This is a genomic window from Micromonospora sp. NPDC049051, assembly GCF_043197575.1.
In the GTDB taxonomy this organism is placed as follows: domain Bacteria; phylum Actinomycetota; class Actinomycetes; order Mycobacteriales; family Micromonosporaceae; genus Micromonospora.
Window position 1 is genome coordinate 183,823 of the sequence record NZ_JBICTL010000005.1, and the last position, 17,746, is coordinate 201,568.

General features: G+C 74.4%; 18 protein-coding genes, 1 tRNA gene and 3 pseudogenes. 15 read left to right on the forward strand and 7 right to left on the reverse strand.

The annotated features are described in order from the left end of the window. The first annotated feature begins 42 nt into the window (after positions 1-42). The 7 genes and pseudogenes from ACGFIR_RS21985 to ACGFIR_RS22015 all read left to right on the forward strand — a co-directional run bounded on the left by ACGFIR_RS21985 (position 43) and on the right by ACGFIR_RS22015 (position 4,970). Positions 43-447, forward strand: coding sequence for a YjbQ family protein (locus ACGFIR_RS21985; protein ID WP_393001817.1), 405 nt, complete (start codon positions 43-45; stop codon positions 445-447). 53 nt (positions 448-500) lie between these two features. Then, positions 501-983, forward strand: a complete 483-nt coding sequence (locus ACGFIR_RS21990; RefSeq protein ID WP_393146827.1) for a MarR family winged helix-turn-helix transcriptional regulator — start codon at positions 501-503, stop codon at positions 981-983. A 51-nt stretch (positions 984-1,034) separates the two neighbouring features. Then, a pseudogene (locus ACGFIR_RS21995) lies at positions 1,035-1,421 on the forward strand (transketolase); the annotation flags it as partial. A gap of 321 nt (positions 1,422-1,742) precedes the next feature. Then, positions 1,743-3,719: pseudogene (locus ACGFIR_RS22000) on the forward strand (thiamine pyrophosphate-dependent enzyme); the annotation flags it as partial. Positions 3,720-3,831: 112 nt separating this feature from the next. Beyond that, positions 3,832-4,269: a DUF3052 domain-containing protein gene (locus tag ACGFIR_RS22005; protein WP_357450928.1), complete on the forward strand. Its 438-nt coding sequence runs from the start codon at positions 3,832-3,834 to the stop codon at positions 4,267-4,269. 84 nt (positions 4,270-4,353) lie between these two features. Next, positions 4,354-4,821, forward strand: coding sequence for a peroxiredoxin (locus ACGFIR_RS22010; RefSeq protein WP_393001823.1), 468 nt, complete (start codon positions 4,354-4,356; stop codon positions 4,819-4,821). A gap of 77 nt (positions 4,822-4,898) precedes the next feature. Further along, positions 4,899-4,970, forward strand: a tRNA-Val gene (locus tag ACGFIR_RS22015). A 45-nt stretch (positions 4,971-5,015) separates the two neighbouring features. On the opposite strand, the gene ACGFIR_RS22020 is transcribed toward ACGFIR_RS22015, so the two are convergent. The 4 genes from ACGFIR_RS22020 to ACGFIR_RS22035 form a co-directional block, all read right to left on the reverse strand. Then, entirely contained in the window at positions 5,016-5,258 is a 243-nt protein-coding gene (locus ACGFIR_RS22020; protein ID WP_393146829.1) for a hypothetical protein, read from the reverse strand. A gap of 116 nt (positions 5,259-5,374) precedes the next feature. Next, positions 5,375-6,112, reverse strand: coding sequence for a VOC family protein (locus ACGFIR_RS22025; protein ID WP_393146831.1), 738 nt, complete (start codon positions 6,110-6,112; stop codon positions 5,375-5,377). A gap of 59 nt (positions 6,113-6,171) precedes the next feature. After that, positions 6,172-7,074 (reverse strand): aminoglycoside phosphotransferase family protein, encoded by a 903-nt coding sequence (locus ACGFIR_RS22030; protein ID WP_393146833.1) that lies wholly within the window; start codon positions 7,072-7,074, stop codon positions 6,172-6,174. 387 nt (positions 7,075-7,461) lie between these two features. Next, positions 7,462-8,334, reverse strand: coding sequence for a hypothetical protein (locus ACGFIR_RS22035; RefSeq protein ID WP_393146835.1), 873 nt, complete (start codon positions 8,332-8,334; stop codon positions 7,462-7,464). A 132-nt stretch (positions 8,335-8,466) separates the two neighbouring features. On the opposite strand from ACGFIR_RS22035, the gene ACGFIR_RS22040 reads away from it, so the two are divergent. The 3 genes from ACGFIR_RS22040 (at position 8,467) to ACGFIR_RS22050 (ending at position 11,822) form a co-directional block, all read left to right on the forward strand. Further along, positions 8,467-10,389 (forward strand): sigma-70 family RNA polymerase sigma factor, encoded by a 1,923-nt coding sequence (locus ACGFIR_RS22040; protein WP_393146837.1) that lies wholly within the window; start codon positions 8,467-8,469, stop codon positions 10,387-10,389. 91 nt (positions 10,390-10,480) lie between these two features. Next, the gene (locus ACGFIR_RS22045; RefSeq protein ID WP_393146839.1) at positions 10,481-10,948 is read left to right on the forward strand and encodes a GNAT family N-acetyltransferase; all 468 of its coding nucleotides are present in this window, start codon (positions 10,481-10,483) and stop codon (positions 10,946-10,948) included. Positions 10,949-11,024: 76 nt separating this feature from the next. Then, positions 11,025-11,822, forward strand: coding sequence for an alpha/beta fold hydrolase (locus tag ACGFIR_RS22050; RefSeq protein WP_393001837.1), 798 nt, complete (start codon positions 11,025-11,027; stop codon positions 11,820-11,822). Between the two features lie 74 nt (positions 11,823-11,896). On the opposite strand, the gene ACGFIR_RS22055 is transcribed toward ACGFIR_RS22050, so the two are convergent. Beyond that, the gene (locus ACGFIR_RS22055) at positions 11,897-12,478 is read right to left on the reverse strand and encodes a dihydrofolate reductase family protein (RefSeq protein WP_393146841.1); all 582 of its coding nucleotides are present in this window, start codon (positions 12,476-12,478) and stop codon (positions 11,897-11,899) included. A 74-nt stretch (positions 12,479-12,552) separates the two neighbouring features. On the opposite strand from ACGFIR_RS22055, the gene ACGFIR_RS22060 reads away from it, so the two are divergent. The 3 genes from ACGFIR_RS22060 (at position 12,553) to ACGFIR_RS22070 (ending at position 14,844) form a co-directional block, all read left to right on the forward strand. Further along, on the forward strand, positions 12,553-13,131 hold the full coding sequence (locus tag ACGFIR_RS22060; RefSeq protein ID WP_393146843.1) for a TetR/AcrR family transcriptional regulator: 579 nt from the start codon (positions 12,553-12,555) through the stop codon (positions 13,129-13,131). A gap of 19 nt (positions 13,132-13,150) precedes the next feature. Beyond that, complete coding sequence (locus ACGFIR_RS22065; RefSeq protein ID WP_393146845.1) at positions 13,151-13,630, forward strand: GNAT family N-acetyltransferase; 480 nt, start codon at positions 13,151-13,153, stop codon at positions 13,628-13,630. A gap of 68 nt (positions 13,631-13,698) precedes the next feature. Continuing rightward, on the forward strand, positions 13,699-14,844 hold the full coding sequence (locus ACGFIR_RS22070; RefSeq protein ID WP_393146847.1) for a polysaccharide pyruvyl transferase family protein: 1,146 nt from the start codon (positions 13,699-13,701) through the stop codon (positions 14,842-14,844). Positions 14,845-14,877: 33 nt separating this feature from the next. Here ACGFIR_RS22070 and ACGFIR_RS22075 read toward each other — a convergent pair whose 3' ends face one another. After that, positions 14,878-15,084 (reverse strand): hypothetical protein, encoded by a 207-nt coding sequence (locus tag ACGFIR_RS22075; RefSeq protein ID WP_393001847.1) that lies wholly within the window; start codon positions 15,082-15,084, stop codon positions 14,878-14,880. A gap of 84 nt (positions 15,085-15,168) precedes the next feature. Here ACGFIR_RS22075 and ACGFIR_RS22080 point away from each other — a divergent pair, with 84 nt between their 5' ends. After that, entirely contained in the window at positions 15,169-15,690 is a 522-nt protein-coding gene (locus tag ACGFIR_RS22080; protein ID WP_393146849.1) for a DinB family protein, read from the forward strand. An 82-nt stretch (positions 15,691-15,772) separates the two neighbouring features. Here the strand turns inward: ACGFIR_RS22080 and ACGFIR_RS22085 are convergent, their stop codons facing one another. Continuing rightward, complete coding sequence (locus tag ACGFIR_RS22085) at positions 15,773-16,645, reverse strand: carbohydrate kinase family protein (RefSeq protein ID WP_393146851.1); 873 nt, start codon at positions 16,643-16,645, stop codon at positions 15,773-15,775. Between the two features lie 136 nt (positions 16,646-16,781). Between ACGFIR_RS22085 and ACGFIR_RS22090 the strand changes: the two are divergent. Next, positions 16,782-17,703: pseudogene (locus ACGFIR_RS22090) on the forward strand (ATP-dependent helicase); the annotation flags it as partial. Between the last annotated feature and the right edge of the window lie 43 nt (positions 17,704-17,746).

The window sequence follows — 17,746 nt, forward strand, 5'->3', positions numbered from 1 at the left end:
GGATCCGGGCGGCCGACGGCCTCCTCGGGCAGAATGCGTCGTATGCGCAGTGAGGTGATCACAGTCCAGACCGGGAGCCGGCCGACCGTCCGGGACATCACGGCGGAGGCCGAGCGGTTCGTCTCCGGGCAGGGCGACGGTCTGCTGCACGTCTTCGTGCCGCACGCCACCGCCGGTCTGGCGATCATCGAGACCGGCTCGGGATCCGACGACGACCTGCTCGCGGCGCTCGACGACCTGCTCCCCGCCGACAACCGGTGGCGGCACCGGCACGGCTCGCCCGGCCACGGGCGCGACCACGTGCTGCCGGCGTTCGTCCCCCCGTACGCGACGCTGCCGGTCGTCGACGGGCGGCTGGCGCTGGGCACCTGGCAGTCGGTCTGCCTGGTCGACCCCAACGGCGACAACCCCACCCGGAGCGTCCGCTTCTCGTTCCTCCCCGGCTGACGCCGTCCTGATGGTGGAGTAATTCAACCTTTGACGCGCGTACGATGTGGGGCATGGCGTCGCACACCGTCCCCTCCACCCCGCCGGGTCCCGCCGACCGCGCGGCGCTGGCCGGCGACGTGGTGCGCCGCATCGCCCACATCGCCGCCGCGTTGCGCCACCAGCAGGACGGGGGGATCGCCGAACTGGGACTGACCCCCGCGACCGCGCGGGCCCTGCACGAGCTGGACCCCGACCGGCCGCTGCCGGCCCGCGACCTCGCCGCCCGGCTGGGCTGCGACCGGTCCAACGTGACCGCCCTGGTCGACAAGCTGGAGCGGGCCGGGCTGGTCGAGCGGCACGCCGACCCGGTCGACCGGCGGCAGAAGACGCTGGTGGTCACCGGGCCGGGGCGGCAGATGCGGGCCCGGGTGCACGAGGTCGTGTCGGATTCCCGGCTGCTCGCCGGGCTCACCGCGCAGGAGCTGGCGACCCTGCGTGAGCTGGTCTGGAAGGTCTCCGACGGCGGCTGTCCCGAACGCTGCGACGAGGACTGACCCACACCGCGTCGTTCGTGTCCGAGTGGGCGCGCGGGCCGCTTGTCGGTAATGCTGTCCGACGTGACCACCCCGCAAGATCTCGACGACCGGTTCCGGGAGACGCTGGCCGCGCTGGCCGCCCCGCCGCAGCGGCGTGACCCGGCACGGCCGGTCACCGACGACACGACGCTGACCGGCGCGCGGGCGCTGGAGCTCTTCGACGCCCAGGCGACCAGCCGCCAGCTCGACCTCGCCGGCCGCTGGCTGCACAGCTTCGGCGAGGGCTTCTACACGACCGGTTCCGCCGGCCACGAGGGCAACGCGGCGGTCGCCGCCGCGCTGCGCGCCACCGATCCGGCGTTGCTGCACTACCGCTCGGGCGCCTTCTACTGCGTCCGCGCGGCCCAGGCCGACGGATCGGCGTCGGCCGAGCGGCCCGAGGCCGAGTGGCCGGTCGCCGAGCGGCCCGAGAGCGAGCGGCCCGAGGCTGGGCGGCCCGAGGCTGGGCGGCCCGGAAGCGAGCCGGCCGGGGCCGAGCGGTCCGGGGCCGAGCGGGTCGGGGCCGAGCGGGCCGGGACGGGGCAGCTTGCGGGCGAGCCCGGCGGCGTCGACCGGCCGGCTGCGGTCGACGGGCCCGTTGCGGTCGACCCGGCGGGCCCCGGCGACGGTCGCGTCCCGGGCGGCCACGCCGGCAGTGCCGCCCCGGTCGCCGCCGATCCGGACGCCTCCGAACCGGACGAGCCGGTCGGCGGCGCCGGGTCCGTCGTGGACCGGCCGCTCCATCCGGGGTACGCCGAGGCGGCCCGCGACGTCCTGCGGGGCATGGTCGCCTCCAGCCACGAGCCGATCGCCGGCGGGCGCCAGAAGGTCTTCGGCCGGGCCGACCTGGCCGTCGTCCCGACCACCCCCACCATCGCCGCGCACCTGCCCCGCGCCGTCGGGATGGGACTGGCGGTGGAACGGCTGCGCCGGCTGGACACCTCCGGCCGGCGCGACGGGGCGCGGGCCGGCAGCGGGGACGGTGCCGAGCAAGTCTCCTGGCCGACGGACGCCATCGTGGTCTGCTCGTTCGGCGACGCCTCCGTCAACCACGCCAGCGCCACCGCCGCGTTCAACACCGCCGGCTGGTACGACCACACCGGCCTGCGCATCCCGGTGCTCTTCGTCTGCGAGGACAACGGCCTCGGCATCAGCGTCCGCTCCCCGAAGGGGTGGGTGGAGACCACGCTGCGGTCCAAGCCGGGGATCCGTTACTTCGCCGCCGACGGCAGCGACCTGGTGCGGGCGTACGAGGTCGCGGTCGAGGCGGCGGCCTGGGTGCGCCGGCACCGGCGGCCCGCCGTGCTGCACCTGTCGACGGTGCGGCTGATGGGGCACGCCGGCGCGGACGCCGAGACCGCGTACCGCAGCGCCGACGAGATCGCCGCCGACCTCGACCGGGACCCGCTGGCCGGCACCGCACGGCGGCTCGTCGGAGCCGGGGTCGTCACGGGCGAGGAACTGCTGGCCCGCTACGACGAGATCGGCTGGCAGGTGCGCCGGATCGCCGAGGAGGTGCTGGACGAGCCGAAGCTCACCGCGCCCGCGGAGGTGGTGGCCCCGCTGGCACCCCGCCGCCCGGTACGCCTCGCCCGGGCGATCGCCGACGCGGCGGCCCGCGCCACGGGCCCCGGGGCCGCCGCCAGGGCGGAGGCGTTCGGCGGGAAGCCGCCCGAGCTGACCGGCCCGCTGACGCTGGCGCAGAGCATCAACGCCGCGCTCGCCGACGGGATGCTCGACCACCCGCAGATGGCCGTGTTCGGCGAGGACGTCGGCGCCAGGGGCGGCGTCCACGGGGTGACGAAGGGGCTGCGGGACCGCTTCGGCGCGGCCCGGGTCTTCGACACGCTGCTCGACGAGACCTCGATCCTCGGGCTGGGGCTCGGTGCCGGGCTGGCCGGGATGCTGCCCGTGCCCGAGATCCAGTACCTGGCGTACCTGCACAACGCCGAGGACCAGCTGCGGGGCGAGGCGGCCACGACGCAGTTCTTCTCGCGGGGGGCGTTCCGCAACCCGATGGTCGTGCGGGTGGCGGGCCTGGCGTACGAGGAGGGCCTCGGGGGGCATTTCCACAACGAGAACTCGGTGGCCGTACTCCGGGACGTGCCGGGTCTGGTGATCGCGGTGCCGGCGCGGCCGGACGACGCCGCGCCCATGCTGCGCACCTGCCTGGCCAGCGCGGCGGTGGACGGCAGCGTCTGCGTCTTCCTGGAGCCGATCGCGCTCTACCACACCCGCGACCTGTACGCCGACGGTGACGGTGAGTGGTTGGCCCCGTACGCCGAGCCGGGCGCGTGGACCGGCGGGCACGTGCCGCTCGGCCGGGCCCGCGTCTACGGCGTCGGCTCGACCGAGGACGTCACGATCATCACGTTCGGTAACGGGGTGCGGATGTCCCTGCGGGCGGCGGCGACCCTCGCCGACGAGGGGATCGGCACCCGGGTGGTGGACCTGCGCTGGCTGTCCCCGCTGCCGGTGGCCGACATCATCCGCGAGGCGGCGGCGACCGGCCGGGTGCTGGTCGTGGACGAGACCCGGCGGTCCGGCGGCGTGGGCGAGGGCGTCATCGCGGCCCTGGTGGATGCCGGATATGTCGGCGCTGCGCGACGAGTGGCCGGAGTTGACTCGTTTGTACCATTAGGTCCGGCGGCGCGTCAGGTTCTCGTCTCCGAGGAAGCAATTACCCAGGGTGCCCGCACGCTCCTGGCACGGTAAATTCCGTTCCACCCGGTGCGCCACTTGCGCAGGGAGCCACAACTGTGTGGACTTTGCCTGACGGCGTCGCCGTGACGCCGCAGGTAGGGATGAGTTGAGGAGGCACGCGACAGTGAGCGCGACCGCTGGTCAGGCCGCCGACGGGGTACGCAGCCTGGCGGACCGGTTCGGGATCGAACCGGGGATGGTCGTCATGGAGATGGGGTACGACGACGACGTCGACCAGGATCTCCGGGACGCCCTGACCGACCGCTGTGGAGAGCTGGTCGACGAGGACACCGACGAGGTGGTCGACGCGGTGCTGGTCTGGTACCGCGACGGCGACGGTGATCTCTTCGAGCTCCTCGTCGACGCCCTCGGCCCGCTGGCCGACAACGGCGTCGTGTGGCTACTCACGCCCAAGGCCGGGCGCGAGGGGCACGTCGAGCCGAGCGAGATCGCCGAGTCCGCGCCCACCGCCGGCCTCCAACAGACCTCCACCGTCAACGCCGGCCGGGACTGGAGCGGCGCCCGCCTCGTCCTGCGCCGCGGGGCCAAGGGCAAGAAGTAGGCCGACGCCGGCGATCACCCGGCGGCGCCCGCTGCCGGGTGTGGCAGGCTGTTGCCCATTCCGACCCCATCCTGAGGAGCTCGCATGCCGATCGAGGTTGGCGCCGAGGCGCCGGACTTCGTGCTCAAGGACCAGAACAACCAGGAGGTCCGCCTCTCGGACTTCCGTGGCAAGCGCACCGTGCTGCTGGTCTTCTACCCGCTCGCCTTCACCGGGATCTGCCAGGGTGAGCTGTGCGAGGTGCGGGACAACCTCAACGAGTACGTCAACGACGACGTGCAGGTGCTGACCGTCAGCGTCGACTCCGTCTACGCGCACAAGATCTGGGCCGACAAGGAGGGCTACCAGTTCCCGCTGCTGGCCGACTTCTGGCCGCACGGCGCGGTGGCCCAGTCGTACGGCGTCTTCAACGACGTCGCCGGCATCGCCAACCGGGGCACCTTCGTGATCGACAAGGCGGGCGTCGTCCGCTTCGCCGAGATGAACATGCCGGGCGAGGCCCGCGACCAGCAGGGCTGGCGCAAGGCTCTGGCCGAGGCCGTCGCGGCCTGACAACCGGGCACGCCGTACGACCGGGTCGGCGGGGGCAGGGTAAGCTTGCCTCCCTCCGGCCCGCTCGTACGGGTTCCGGGCGCGTAGCTCAGTGGGAGAGCACTCGCCTTACAAGCGAGGGGTCGCAGGTTCGAAACCTGCCGCGCCCACCCTTCACCATCAGCGGTGACATGTCCGGCTGAAGGATCTTCGGCTCAGTCGGTGGTTGGCGTGGCGACCCACCCGTCGGGCCTCTCCTCGTGCCAGGTCAGTTGGCCGGTGTAGTTCCAGTGCCTGCGCAGATGCGCGAGGAGGTCCTGCTGGGCGGTGCCGATGGGTGCGTCTGGCGGCGTGTCGGGTACGTCGCCGCATGCGATGGCTTCGGGTGTTTCCCAGACCGTGATGCGCCACCGGTCGGGCGTCCGGTAGAGCAGGACCTGTTGGACGACCCGGTTCACGAGGAAGCTCCCTGCCTGCTGCTCGCCACGGAGCGATTCTGGTGTGCGGACTTCGAATCCAGCCGCGTCGCACAGTCCGGGCCTGGCCGTGGTGAGCGGCGCGACGAGGGCTCGGGTCAGCTTGGGGTGAGGAGGCAGAACTCGTTGCCTTCCGGGTCCGCGAGGACGGTCCACGGCACCTCGTCCGGGCTCAGGTCGATGGCGGTGGCGCCGAGAGCCCGCAGCCTGGCCGCCTCGGCCGCCAGGTCGTCGCCCGGGTACGGGCGGACGTCGAGATGGACGCGGTTCCACCCGGTCTTCACCCCGGGCGTACGGAGGAACTGGAGGTATGGGCCGACGTCCTTGGCGGAGCGCAGTAGCGCCCTGTCATCGGTCACCTCGTGCACCGCCCAGTCCATCGCCTCGCCCCAGAAGCGGGCCATGGCTCGCGGATCAGCGCAGTCGACCACCACCGCGGCGATCGGTCCGGTGTCCCGGTGGAGCGGTCGGGGGTCCAGCACGCAGAACTCGTTGCCCTCCGGGTCGGCCATGACGGTCCACGGGACGTCGCCCTGACCTATGTCGGCGGGTGTCGCGCCGAGATCCTTCAGGCGCGTGACCAGTTCCGCCTGATGGGCTGCCGAGGTGGTGGCGAGGTCGACGTGCACGCGGTTCTTCACCGTCTTGGGTTCCGGGGAGACGATGAGGTCGACGCAGACCGCGACGGGGTCGGGGTAGACGAAGCCCTCGGGTTCGAGGTTGGTCACGCCGGGTCCCTCGCTGGAGATTCCCCAGCCGAGCGCCTCCGCCCAGAATCCGCCCAGCGCGGAGTCGTCCCGAGCCTTGATGTTGATCTGCACGAGCCGCGTCGCCATACCCGCGATGCTAGGGCTCGCCGCGTCGGCGGTGGTGCCCGAAATGGTCGCGGTCGTGCTCACAGCAGTTCGGCGATCACCGCGCGGACCATCCGGCGGCCGTGCTCGGCCATCCGGGGAAAGCTGTGCCGGTAGTAGTCGATGCCGGTCAACGACGGTGCGAGGGCCCAGCCGCAGGCGCGGCGCCAGGTGGCGTCGTCGTACCCGACCGCCTTCCGGTACGCGTCCCGCGCCGCGCCGGTGAAGGTCCAGAGGGCCGGTGCCACGTCCGGCGCCGGGTCGCCGACACCGAGCGCCCCGAAGTCGACGACCGCAACCAGCCGGCCGGCGTCGGTGATCAGGTTGCCCGGCTGAAGATCGCCGTGGAGCCACACGGGATTCCGGTCCCAGTCGGGAGCGGCGAGGCAGGCGTCCCACGCGGCCTCGGCCTCGGCCACGTCGAAGCCGTCGTCGTGCCCGGCGAGGCGGGGCAGCACCCGGCGGACTGCCGCGTCGACGTGCCGCAGGGCGGACCCGCGGGAACCCGGCGGCTTGACCGGGCCCTCGGTGGCATCCACCCGGTGCAGGGCACGGACGAAGGCCGCGACCTCGCGGGCCAGGGGTACGTCGTCGCAGCCGAGTCGGGGCGGTGTGTCTCCCGGGATCCACGGCACCACCGTCCACCGCCAGGGGTAGTCCGCGCCCGGCTCACCGAGGTGCAGCGGGACGGGAATCCGTACGGGCAGGTGAGGCGCCAGCATGGGCAGCCACCGAGCGTCGGAATCGGCCTGGTCGACGGCCGTGGCGATCTTGGGCATCCGGGCGACGAGGTCGCTGCCGATCCGGAACAGGACGTGGTCGGTGCCCTCCAACTCCCCGGGGAGGGCTGTCACGGGAAGGTCCGCCCACTGCGGGCACTGGGCCGCCACCAGCCGGCGCACCTGAGCGACGGTGGCTCGGACCTCGTGATCGTGGATGGGCACGACCGGCACGGTAGTGCGGCGGCCGCACGGGGCCAACCGATTAGCCCGGCAACGCACGTCGCCTCGCCGCACCTGCCGAGCCAGCGTGGTTCTCGACACCCCGCCTGATCGGATGCGGATCGGCCTGGCCGTGCCCGCGCGGGATACCGGGGCGCGGAGGGTCATCTACGGCGAGGGGATCTCCCTCGCCCCGGTGGGAAGCCTGGCGCTGGGGGCGCCGGGCGTGCCGGCGTCGTGATCGCGCTCCTCGGTGCACTGGTCCCGGCCCGCGGCGCGGCCCGGCTCACGATCGCCGAGGTGCTCCACAGCGAGTGAGCCGTGGGACGTCAACCGGCGGTTGCCCGTGGTCCCGCGCCGAGGTGCGGCGCGGGACCACGGGGCACCGGGTCAGTTCGCGCAGACGGCGTACGCGCGCACCTTCCAGTTGCTGCTGAAGCCGTCCTCGTCCTCGGCGGCGGAGACCGTGACGACGGTCGAGGTCGTGGCCCGCATCTCGGTCAGGCGCACCTGCCCGTCGCCGCCGAGGATCTCGCCGCCCACCCCGTGCACCCGGGTGCCGGGGGGACAGGTGGCCGTGATCGACCGGGTGGAGGCGGAGTTGTAGAGGCTGTCGTCGATCACACGCTGCTCGCCGGGCAGCGGGTCGGCGCAGATCGCGGTGGCGTCCAGCCACCACGTGTCGGCGAAGCCGGTGCCGTCCTCGGCGCCCGCCACGACGACGCTGCTCTGGTTGATGCGCAGGTCCTCCAGGACGACCTCGCTGTTCGACGCCCCGACGACCGCGCCGCCGACCCCGATGGCGTGCTTGCCGGCCGGGCAGGACTTCTCGAACCAGTTCGACGTGCCGAAGCTGGGCGCCGAACTGCCGGACACCATCACCAGGCCCGCGGGCGGCGTGGCGCAGATCGCGTTCGCCGTGACCGCCCAGTTGCCGCCGACGCCGTTCTCGTCCTCCCGGCCGGTCACCGAGTACGCGTCCCCGCCGATGAGCGGCCGCATGATGTCCATGCCGACCTGCCCCAGGCCGGAACCGGTGATCGCGCCACCGCCGCCGATGACCTTCGTGCCGGTCGGGCAGGCCGCGTTCTGCGTCTTCGCGCTGCTGTTGCTGGGACCGGTCGTCGTCTTGATGCTCAGGCCGGGCACCGCCGCCACCGGCCCGGTGAGGGCAAGCTGGCCGAGTACGAGCGCGCTCAGTGCGGCCCCGCCCACGGTGGCGGTCCGACGCGTCCAACGGATGTGCTTCGATCCTTCTCGCATGGTGTCTTCCCTTCGGTTGTTCGTCGCGCTGACACCGGTAGGAGCGCGGGCGGGTCGGGATGCCAACAGAAACTTCGAAGAAAAAAATTTCGCCGCTTTACTGGACCCGTCGACGAGCAGCGAGGGACACGGATGGACACGGCGGCACAGGACGACTCCACGCTGGTCGAGGCGCTGCGGCGCGGCGAGCGGGCCGGGCTGGAGGGCATGTACCGGCGCTACGCCGACCGGCTGTACACGTACGCCCGGGCCATGCTGCGCGAGCCGGACGCCGCCGCGGACGCCGTCCACGACGCCTTCCTCACCGCCAGCCAGCGCATCGGCCAGCTCCGGGAGCCGGACCGGTTGCGTTCCTGGTTGTACGCCATCGTGCGCACCGAGTGCCTCCGGCAGCTCCGCGAGCGGTCCCGTTCCCTGCCGATCGAGGAGGCCGGCGAGCCGGCGGCCGACGTCGCCGACCCGGGCACGGGCGTCAACGCCGAGCAGGTACGCGACCTGGTCCACCACGCCGTCGCCGCGCTGAACCCGGGCGACCGTGAGGTGGTCCACCTGGCCATCCGCCACGACCTGTCGTCCGCCGACATCGGCGCGGCCCTCGGGGTGCCCGCGAACCACGCGCACGCCCGCCTGTCGCGCGCCCGCTCGCAGCTCGAACGCGCGCTGGGGGCGCTGCTGGTGGCCCGCACCGGAGCCCGGGACTGCCCGGCCCTCGCCGGACTGATCGACGGCTGGCAGGGCCGACTCACGCCGACGCTGCGCAAGCGGGTCTCGCGGCACATCGAGAGCTGCGCGGTGTGCGGGCTGCTCCGGCGGGAACAGCTGAGCCCGGCCGCGCTGCTGTCGGCGTACACGGCGCCGGCCTTCCTGGTCGTCGCCGACGCGGTGTGGCCGCGGCTGGCCGACGCCTGCGCGACCGGCGTCCTGGCCGATCCGGCGCCCGACGCGAGCGCCGATCCGGCGGGCGCGGCCACGGCCGACCCCGTGTCCGCCGACCCGGCACCGTCCGCCGACCCGGCACCGTCCGCCGACCCGGCACCGTCCGCCGACCCGGCACCGTCCGCCGATCCGGCGCCGTCGGCCGAGGCGCTGTCCGGGACGGGGGACGCCGGGCGGGCGCAGGGAGCGGCTGACGGACCCGTGCCCGCGACGGATGGAATGGTCGACAGGCCCGCGCCGGCACCGAACGGGCCGGTGGCCCCGGACGACGCGGCGGCGGTGGCCACGGACGGTGCGGCAACGTCGCCGGGTGGTGCGGTGACGTCCTCGGACGGTGTGGCAACGTCGCCGGGTGGTGCGGCGGCGGCTCCGGCCGGTGCGGTGGCGGCGCGCGGTACGGCGCATGCCGTGCGGGCGACCTCGCCTGCGAACCGCGACCGGCGCCGCCGGCGGGTGGCCGCGACCGTGGCTCTGCTGATCCTCCTCGCCGCGCTCGGGACCTGGGCGCTGGGACCCGGGCGTCCGACCGCCGCGCGGGACGCCTCCGGCCAGCCGGTATCGGAGACGCGCGGACCGGCGGCCGGCGATCCGGTGACGGCCGCCTCCGCGCCGCCGTCGGGCACCGCCCCGGCAACCGGCACGCGGGCCGCCGAACCGCCGGCCGGGGCCGCCGGTCCGACACCCGACCCCGTGGCCGCGCCGACGGACGGTGACGCCCGGACCGACGCGCCCGACGCCGTGCCGGGCGGTCCCGCGCCGTCGCCGACCGGGGCGCCGTCCCGGACTCCGACCGCGCCCCGGCCGACCGCCACACCCCAGTTGGCCGCGGCGTTCACGGTCTCCGCCACCGCTCACGTGCGGTGCGGCTCGGACACGTACACGCTCGTGGTGCAGGCCACCGGCAGCGCCGCGCTCAGCGGCGCCGAGGTGCGCTGGACACCCAGCGGGGGAAGGACGTCGACCCGGGCGATGACGGTGGACGGGTCGGCCGCGCGGGTGAGCGTCGGGCAGCTGCGCGTACCGACGCTGACCTGGTCCGTACGCGCGACTGCCGAAGACGGCCGCACGGCGCAGAGCGCGACCCGCACGGTCACCGACCCGTGCGTCCGGCCGGGCTAGCCGTGACGGCCGTGGAGCGGGGGCGACCGTCGACCGTCCTGTTTGTCCTTGCCGGACCGTCCGGCCCGGACGGCTGAAATACGGTGTCGGGGTGACGCTGAGACTTGAGTCGATGACCGCCGAGCAGTACCTCCGGTACCGGCAGCGGGCGGAGGCGAGCTACGCGCGGAACATCGCCGACTCCGGCGCGATGCCGGCGCCGGAGGCCGAGGCGAAGGCGCAGGAGGACTACGCGAAGCTGCTGCCGGACGGTCTGGCGACGTCGGGGCACCACTTCTGGACGGCCTACGACGGCGACGACGAGGTCGGCATGCTCTGGCTGCACGTCGAGCAGAAGTCGGACGGCCCGCACGCCTTCGGCTACGACTTCGAGGTGCGACCGGACCTGCGGCGCAGGGGCTACGGGCGGGCCATGTTGCAGGCCGTCGAGCGGCAGTGCCGGGAGTGGGGGGTCCGCTCGATCGGCCTGAGCGTCTTCGGCTTCAACCTGCCCGCGCGGACGCTCTACGAGCAGCTGGGCTTCGAGGCGACCGCCATCCAGATGCGCAAGCGCCTGTAGCGCGCGGGGGCGTCACCACGGGGTGAAGCGCCCCGACGGCCCGCGCACGGCGTACGGGCGGGGGTTGGATGGGACGGTGAGCTACGCGGAGGTCCACGGGCTGCGCCTGTGGTACGAGGAGCACGGCACCGGCCGTCCGCTGCTGTTGCTGCACGGCGGCTTCGGGTCGGTGGAGATGTTCGCGGCCGTCCTGCCGGCGCTGGCCGCGCGTCGCCGGGTGATCGCGGTCGACCTTCAGGGCCACGGGCGCACCGCCGACGTCGACCGTCCGCTGCGCCACGAGTCGATGGCCGACGACGTGGCCGCGTTGATCGACCAGCTTGGCCTGGCGGGGGCCGACGTGATGGGCTACTCCCTCGGCGGCGGCGTGGCGTTGCGTACGGCGATCCAGCACCCGGCCCGGGTGCGCCGGCTGGTCGTCGTCTCCGCGCCGTGCAGACGGCAGGGCTGGTATCCGGGGGTGCTGGCGGGCATGCCCGAGCCCGACGAGGCGGCCGGCGAGCGGATGCGCGGTACCCCGCCGTACGAGCTCTACACGCGGGTCGCACCCCGACCGGGGGACTGGTCACGGCTCTGGGCGAAGACGGGCGAGCTGCTGCGGCGCGACTACGACTGGTCGGCCGAGGTGGCTGCCCTCACCGTGCCCACCCTGCTCGTGTTCGCCGACGGCGACTCGGTCAGCACCGCGCACATGGTGGAGTTCTTCGGGCTGCTCGGCGGCGGCCACCGCGACGCCGGCTGGGACGGCACCGACCGGCCGGCCGCCCGGCTCGCCGTGCTGCCCGGGCTCACCCACTACGACATCGTCACCTCGCCGGCGCTGCCCGCCGCTGTCCTGCCGTTCCTGACCCACCCGGTGCCCCCGCCCGGCTGACGCCGACGTGTGCCGCCGTTCGACGACCGGGCCGCGACGAGCTGGACGCCAATCTGGTGCTCACCGTGGAACGGCTACCCGGCCTCGGCGGGGCGGGCGTAGTGGAGCATGACGACTCCGCTGTCGAACGGGCGGGTGTCGACCAGGTCGAACCGGCGCGGGTCGAATCCCCGGGCGGTGAGCGGGATGCCGCTGCCGACCACGTACGGGTTGAGCTTGATGATCAGCTCGTCGACCTCGGGTAGGAGCTGGCCGGCGAGCTGGGCGCCGCCGCAGAGCCAGATGTCGCGGCCGGGTTGGCGCTTCAGCTCCCGGACGAACTCGACCGGGTCCGTGGAGACGATCTCCACCTCCGGCTCGGCGGCCGGCGGCAGGGTGCGGGAGAAGACGTACTGCGTGAGGTGGGCGTACGGGCTGGTGACGCCCAGCTGTAGTGCCGGGTCGTAGGTGGCCCGGCCCATCAGCACCGCGTCGAAGCGGCCCGTCGCCTCGTCGATGCCGAACTGCGGGTGGGCGAACGTCGGGAGCGTCTGGGACCAGTTCGCCGCCACGTGGGCGGCCAGGTCGGGAGCCAACCCCAAGAAGTCGTACGACCCGTCGGGGGCGGCGATGAAGCCGTCGAGGGTGCTGGCGACGTAGTACACGAGCTTGCGCAAACCGTTCTCCAATCACTACTGGTGTCGTGGATGAAGCTACTACACACGTAGTGGTTGGTGCTACGGTGTTTCCCATGGCGAGGAACGTGGAACGACGGGCGGCGCTGGCGGACGCGGGGCTGCGGGTGCTGGCGGCCACCGGGGCGCGGGGGCTCACCCACCGGGCGGTCGACGCCGAGGCGGGGGTGCCGACCGGCACCGCCTCCAACTACTTCCGCTCCCGCGACGCGCTGCTCGGCGCCCTCGGCGAGCGGATCATGGAGCGGTTCGCCCCCGACGAGCGGGTCCTGGCCGAGCTGGCCGCCCGCGAGCCGTCGCTGGAGCTGTTCACCGACTACCTGCGCTACATCGTCGAGCGGACCACCCGGCAGCCCGACCTCACCCGGGCCCTGATCGAGCTGCGGCTGGAGGCGGCCCGCCGCCCCGACCTGGCCCGGATCCTCGGCGACACCCTGCGGCGGGGCTACCGCGACGACGTGGCGTTCCATCTCGCCTCCGGATTACCGGGTGGCGCGTTCGAGGTCGCTCTGTTGCACTACGCCGTGGACGGGCTGCTGCTCGACCTGCTCGGCACGTCCATCGAGGCGGGATTCGACCCCGACGACGTGGTCGTGGCGTTCGTGTCCCGGCTGGTCGGCACCGCCGACCGGTGAGTCCGGGGGAGGGGGAGGCGTGGTGGAGTTGGTGCCGATGACGGCCGACGAGTTCGCGCGGCTGCGGGAGCCGCTCGTGCGCTCGTACGCCGAGGCGATGACCGCCGACGGCGGCCTGCCCCCGCCCGTGGCCCTGGAGCGGGCCACCACCCAGTTGCGGGAACTCCTTCCCGACGGGGTCGACTCCGCCGGCTCCCTGCTGCGTACGGCCCGGGTGGGTGACGTCGAGGTCGGGTGGATCTGGGTCTCGCTGCCCGGCAGCCCCGCCGGGCCCCACACCGCGTGGCTCAACAACGTCGAGGTGCATCCCGGACATCGGAGACGGGGGTACGGGCGGCGGATGATCCAGCTCATCGAGGCGGAACTCGCCGCGCTCGGGGCGCCCGAGCTGGGGCTGAACGTCTTCGGCTCCAACACCGGGGCCATCCACCTCTACCGCAGCCTCGGCTACCGCGTCGCCGCCCAGCAGATGACCAAACGGATCTCCCCCGCGAGCTGAGCCGCGTCAGGAGTGTTCCCCCGCCCAGCGGGAAACCCCGCCCGGACGCACCTGGGGAGGAGCGACGGATGACGCGAGACGGCGGACTGACCATCGGGGTGCTGGGCTCGTACGGCGGTCGCAACCTCGGCGACGAGGCGATCCTCAGCGGCCTCCTGGCCGATCTGCGGGAGCAGGAGCCGAACGGGCGGATCATCGTCTTCTCCCGGAACCCGGAGCACACCCGCCTCGCCCATCCCGACGTGGAGGCGGTGCCCTGGGAGGGGATCAGCCGGACCGACTCGGCGCTGGTGCTGGCCCAGCTCGACGTGCTGATCCTCGGCGGCGGCGGCATCCTCTACGACCGGGAGGCCCGCCGCTACCTGCGGGTGGTGCGGGTCGCCCAGGAGCGGGGCCTGCCGCTGCTGACGTACGCGGTGGGGGTCGGGCCGCTCAGCGAGGGCGTGGACACCGGCATGGTCCGGGAGACCCTGGCCAGCGCCACCCAGGTGACCGTACGGGACCAGGAGTCCCGGATGATGCTGGAGGAGGCGGGGCTGCTCAACCCGATCACCGTCACCGCGGACCCGGCGTTCCTGATCGAGCCCGAGGACTTCCCGGCCGAGCTGCTGCGGGAGGAGGGCGTGCCGGCCGGCAAGCGCCTCATCGGGATGAGCGTGCGGGAGCCCGGCCGGGCGGCCGAGCGCCTCGACGTCGACGGTTACCACCGCCTGCTCGCCCAGATCGGCGACTTCCTGGTGCACCGGATCGACGCGTACGTGCTCTTCGTCCCGATGGAGCGCGACGACATCCGGCACTCGCACGGCGTGCTGTCGCACATGGTCGCCGCCGAGCGGGGCCGGATCCTGCACGGCACCTACTCGCCCCACCAGGTGCTCGGGCTGATGCGCCACTTCGACCTGGCCGTGGGCATGCGGCTGCACTTCCTGATCTTCGCCGCGATGGCCGGCACGCCGTTCCTGCCGCTGCCGTACGCCGGCAAGGTCTTCGACCTGGCCCAGCGGCTCGGGGTGCCGGCGCTGCGCGGCGTGGAGCGGGAGGTGGAGGGCCCGCTGCTGGCGGAGGTCGACCGGCTCTGGGACGAGCGCGAGCAGCGGGCCGAGGCCACCGCCCGGCGGGTGGCCGAGGTGTGCGACGAGGCCCGGGGGACCGCGCAGGTCACCCGCGCGGTGCTGGACAGCCTGCGCGCCCGCGCCCTGACCCGGGTGGGCTGAGCCGCCTCGGAGCGCGGGTGGGTCGAGCCGCCTTCAGACCGCCGGCCCGCGCCAGCGGTAGCACCACCGGTCGGTCTCGCCCTCCACGGACTCAAGCTCGTAGATCTCCGCCTCGGCCAGGCCCTTCGCGCCGAGGTGGTGATGGGTCAGCGGCGGGCGGCCGTTCGGGTCCAGCTCCACGGTGACGGTCTCGCCGTCGGCCACGCCACCCGCCAGGGGGATCTGCACCGTTGATGCCATGCGTCCCATCCTGCCGTGCCCGCGCGGAGCCCGCAGCGGATAGCGGGGCAGCGGGGCGCGGTGCCCCGGTACTAGGGTCGGTGGATGGCGGAGATGGCGATCGATCCCACCCTCGGGCCGGTGCTCGCGCGCACCGGCGACGAGCGGGCCGTGCTCGAGTCGTTCCTCGACTTCCACCGGGGGGTGCTGCTGCGCAAGCTGCGCGGGCTCTCCGACGCCGACGCGGCCCGCCGGCTGGTGCCCTCGGCCACCACCGTCGCCGGCCTCGTCAAACACCTCATCCTGGTCGAGCGGAACTGGTTTCCGTGCCTGCTGGCCCCCGGCCCGGACGACGTCTACCTGAGCACCGAGGAGGACGCGCTGGCCAGCTTCACGCTCACCGACGACGACACCGTCGAACGGCTCGCCGCCGCGTACGAGCAGGCCTGCGCCCGCTCCCGGGAGGTCGCCGCCCGGTTCGACCTCGACCACGTCGTGCCGCAGCCGCAACTCGGCGAGGTGTCGCTGCGCTGGATCCTGGTACACATGATCGAGGAGACCGCCCGGCACGCCGGGCACGCCGACATCCTGCGCGAGCTGACCGACGGCGCCACCGGCGCGGTCTGAGCGTGCGGCCCGGTCGGCAGAAACCCGTACGGCTCGCCCCGCCGCCGACGCGCTGACCGGGCGCCGGCGACGAGCCGCGCCGTCAGCGACGGGGCAGCAGGCCGGGCGGATACTCCATCCCGTCGTGGGTGCAGGCCGCCGCGGCGACCCGGGCCGCGTACGCCGCCACGTCGGTCAGCGCCGCGCCGCGCAGCCGCCCGGCGATCACGCCCGCCGCGAAGGCGTCCCCCGCGCCGTTGGTGTCGACGACCGGCGCGGGCGGCACGGCGGCGGGCACGCGCGTCGGGTCGCCCGCGCCGGAGTGCACCTCGGCGCCGTCCGCGCCCCGGGTCACCAGCACCGTGCGGGGCGCCAGCGCGGCGGCGAGCGCGCCGGCCCCCGCACCCAGCCGCACGCCACTGACGAAGACGAGGTCGGCCACCTCGGCGAAGGGCCGGTGGTAGGCGTTCGCACCGTCCCAGTCGTGCAGGTCGGTGGAGAGGGCGACGCCGTCGGGCAGCGCGGCACGCAGGGCCGGCAGCAGCGGACGCGTCCAGTCCATGATTGACAGGTGGACGTGGGTCGCTGCCCGGGCCAGCGCCGTCAGCTCGCCCGCCGGAAACGGGGGCGGCCCGTGCCAGGGGCGCGGGTCGTAGAGCGACATGCGCCGGCCGGCCGGGTCGACCAGGCTCACCGACCGCCGGGTGCCGGCGGGGGCCTCGCCCAGCACGGCGTGCACGGAGGTACGGGCCAGCGCGGCCCGGACCACGTCGCCGGCCGGGTCGGCGCCGACGACGTCCACCAGCGCCACCCGGAGCCCCAGCGCGTGCCCCGCGAGCGCCACCCCGGCGCCGGTGTTGCCGATCCGCAGGTCGATCGGGTCGACCGGTACGGAGTCGGCGGCCGGCAGCGGGATCTCCGGCACCCGCACCCGCACGTCGACACCGAGACCGCCGATCACGAGAAGGTCGTACACCCGCCCGACCCTAGCCCCGCCGTCCGCTCCCGGCCGCCCGGCTGTCGGCTGTCGCGGAAGCGGTCGGCGGCGTGCTGGTCGGGGCCGGCGGGGCCGGACCGATATCCTCGCCGGGTCGTCGCGAGGAGGGGGACACGTGCTGGTCGTCCACGGGGTCTGGCGTCCGGACGCCGGGCTCGCCGTCTGGGCCGAGGACAGCACGCTGCCGGCCCACGCGCCGCGCCGCCCCGGCCGGGCGCCCCGGGAACGGCCGCACCCGTTCGCCGCCGACCACGCCACGCTCGCCGCCGCGCTGGCCGCCACGGCCGAGCCGACCGACCTCGGCACGGCCCTGCTCACCCTCCCCACCCGGTCCGGCGCGCCGCTGGACTCGCCGGAACTCGTCCGCCCCGAGGTCGCCGGGGCGGTCCGCGGGGCGGTCACCCTCGCCGGGTGGCGGGTCCCCGTCCTGCGGTACGCCCTCGATGCCGCGCTGACCCTGCTGCGCGGCCTCGCCGAGCTGGCCGCCGTGCCGGGCGCGACCCTGCGCCACCTCGCCGAGCTGGCCGACTTCGCGGTCGACCTGACGACCCGGGGCCGGGTCCTGCCCGGCCTCGCCGAACCGTCGGAGGCCGGCGGGAACCGGGCGGAGGTCACCGCCCGCGCGGTGTGGCGACCGCTGCTGACCGGCACCGACGCCGCCTGGGCCAGGGCGCTGGCGCTGGCCCTGCCCCCGGCCGCCCGCGCCGCCAGCGGCCAGGACGGACCGGGGCGTCGCCGTGCCGCCGCCGGCACGCCGTCCCGCCCCGACACCGACCACGCGCCGGGCGCGCTGGTCGCCGACGCGCTCGACGCGCTCGCCGACGCCGCCGTCCGGGCCGCCCTGGCGGAGACCGCACTGGCCCGGGGCGTACGCCCGAACGGCGCCGTGCCGGCCTGGCTGGCCGCGCTCACCGGGCCGGTGCGGGAGTTCGCCGCCGACCCGGCCGGGCTGGACACCCTCCGCGCCGAGCTGGACGTCTGGCAGCGCGACGCGGCCGGCGGCGCGGTACGGGCGAGCTTCCGCCTGATCGAGCCGCCGGCCGAGGAGGTCACCGAGCCGGTCGTCGTGGTGCCCGCCGA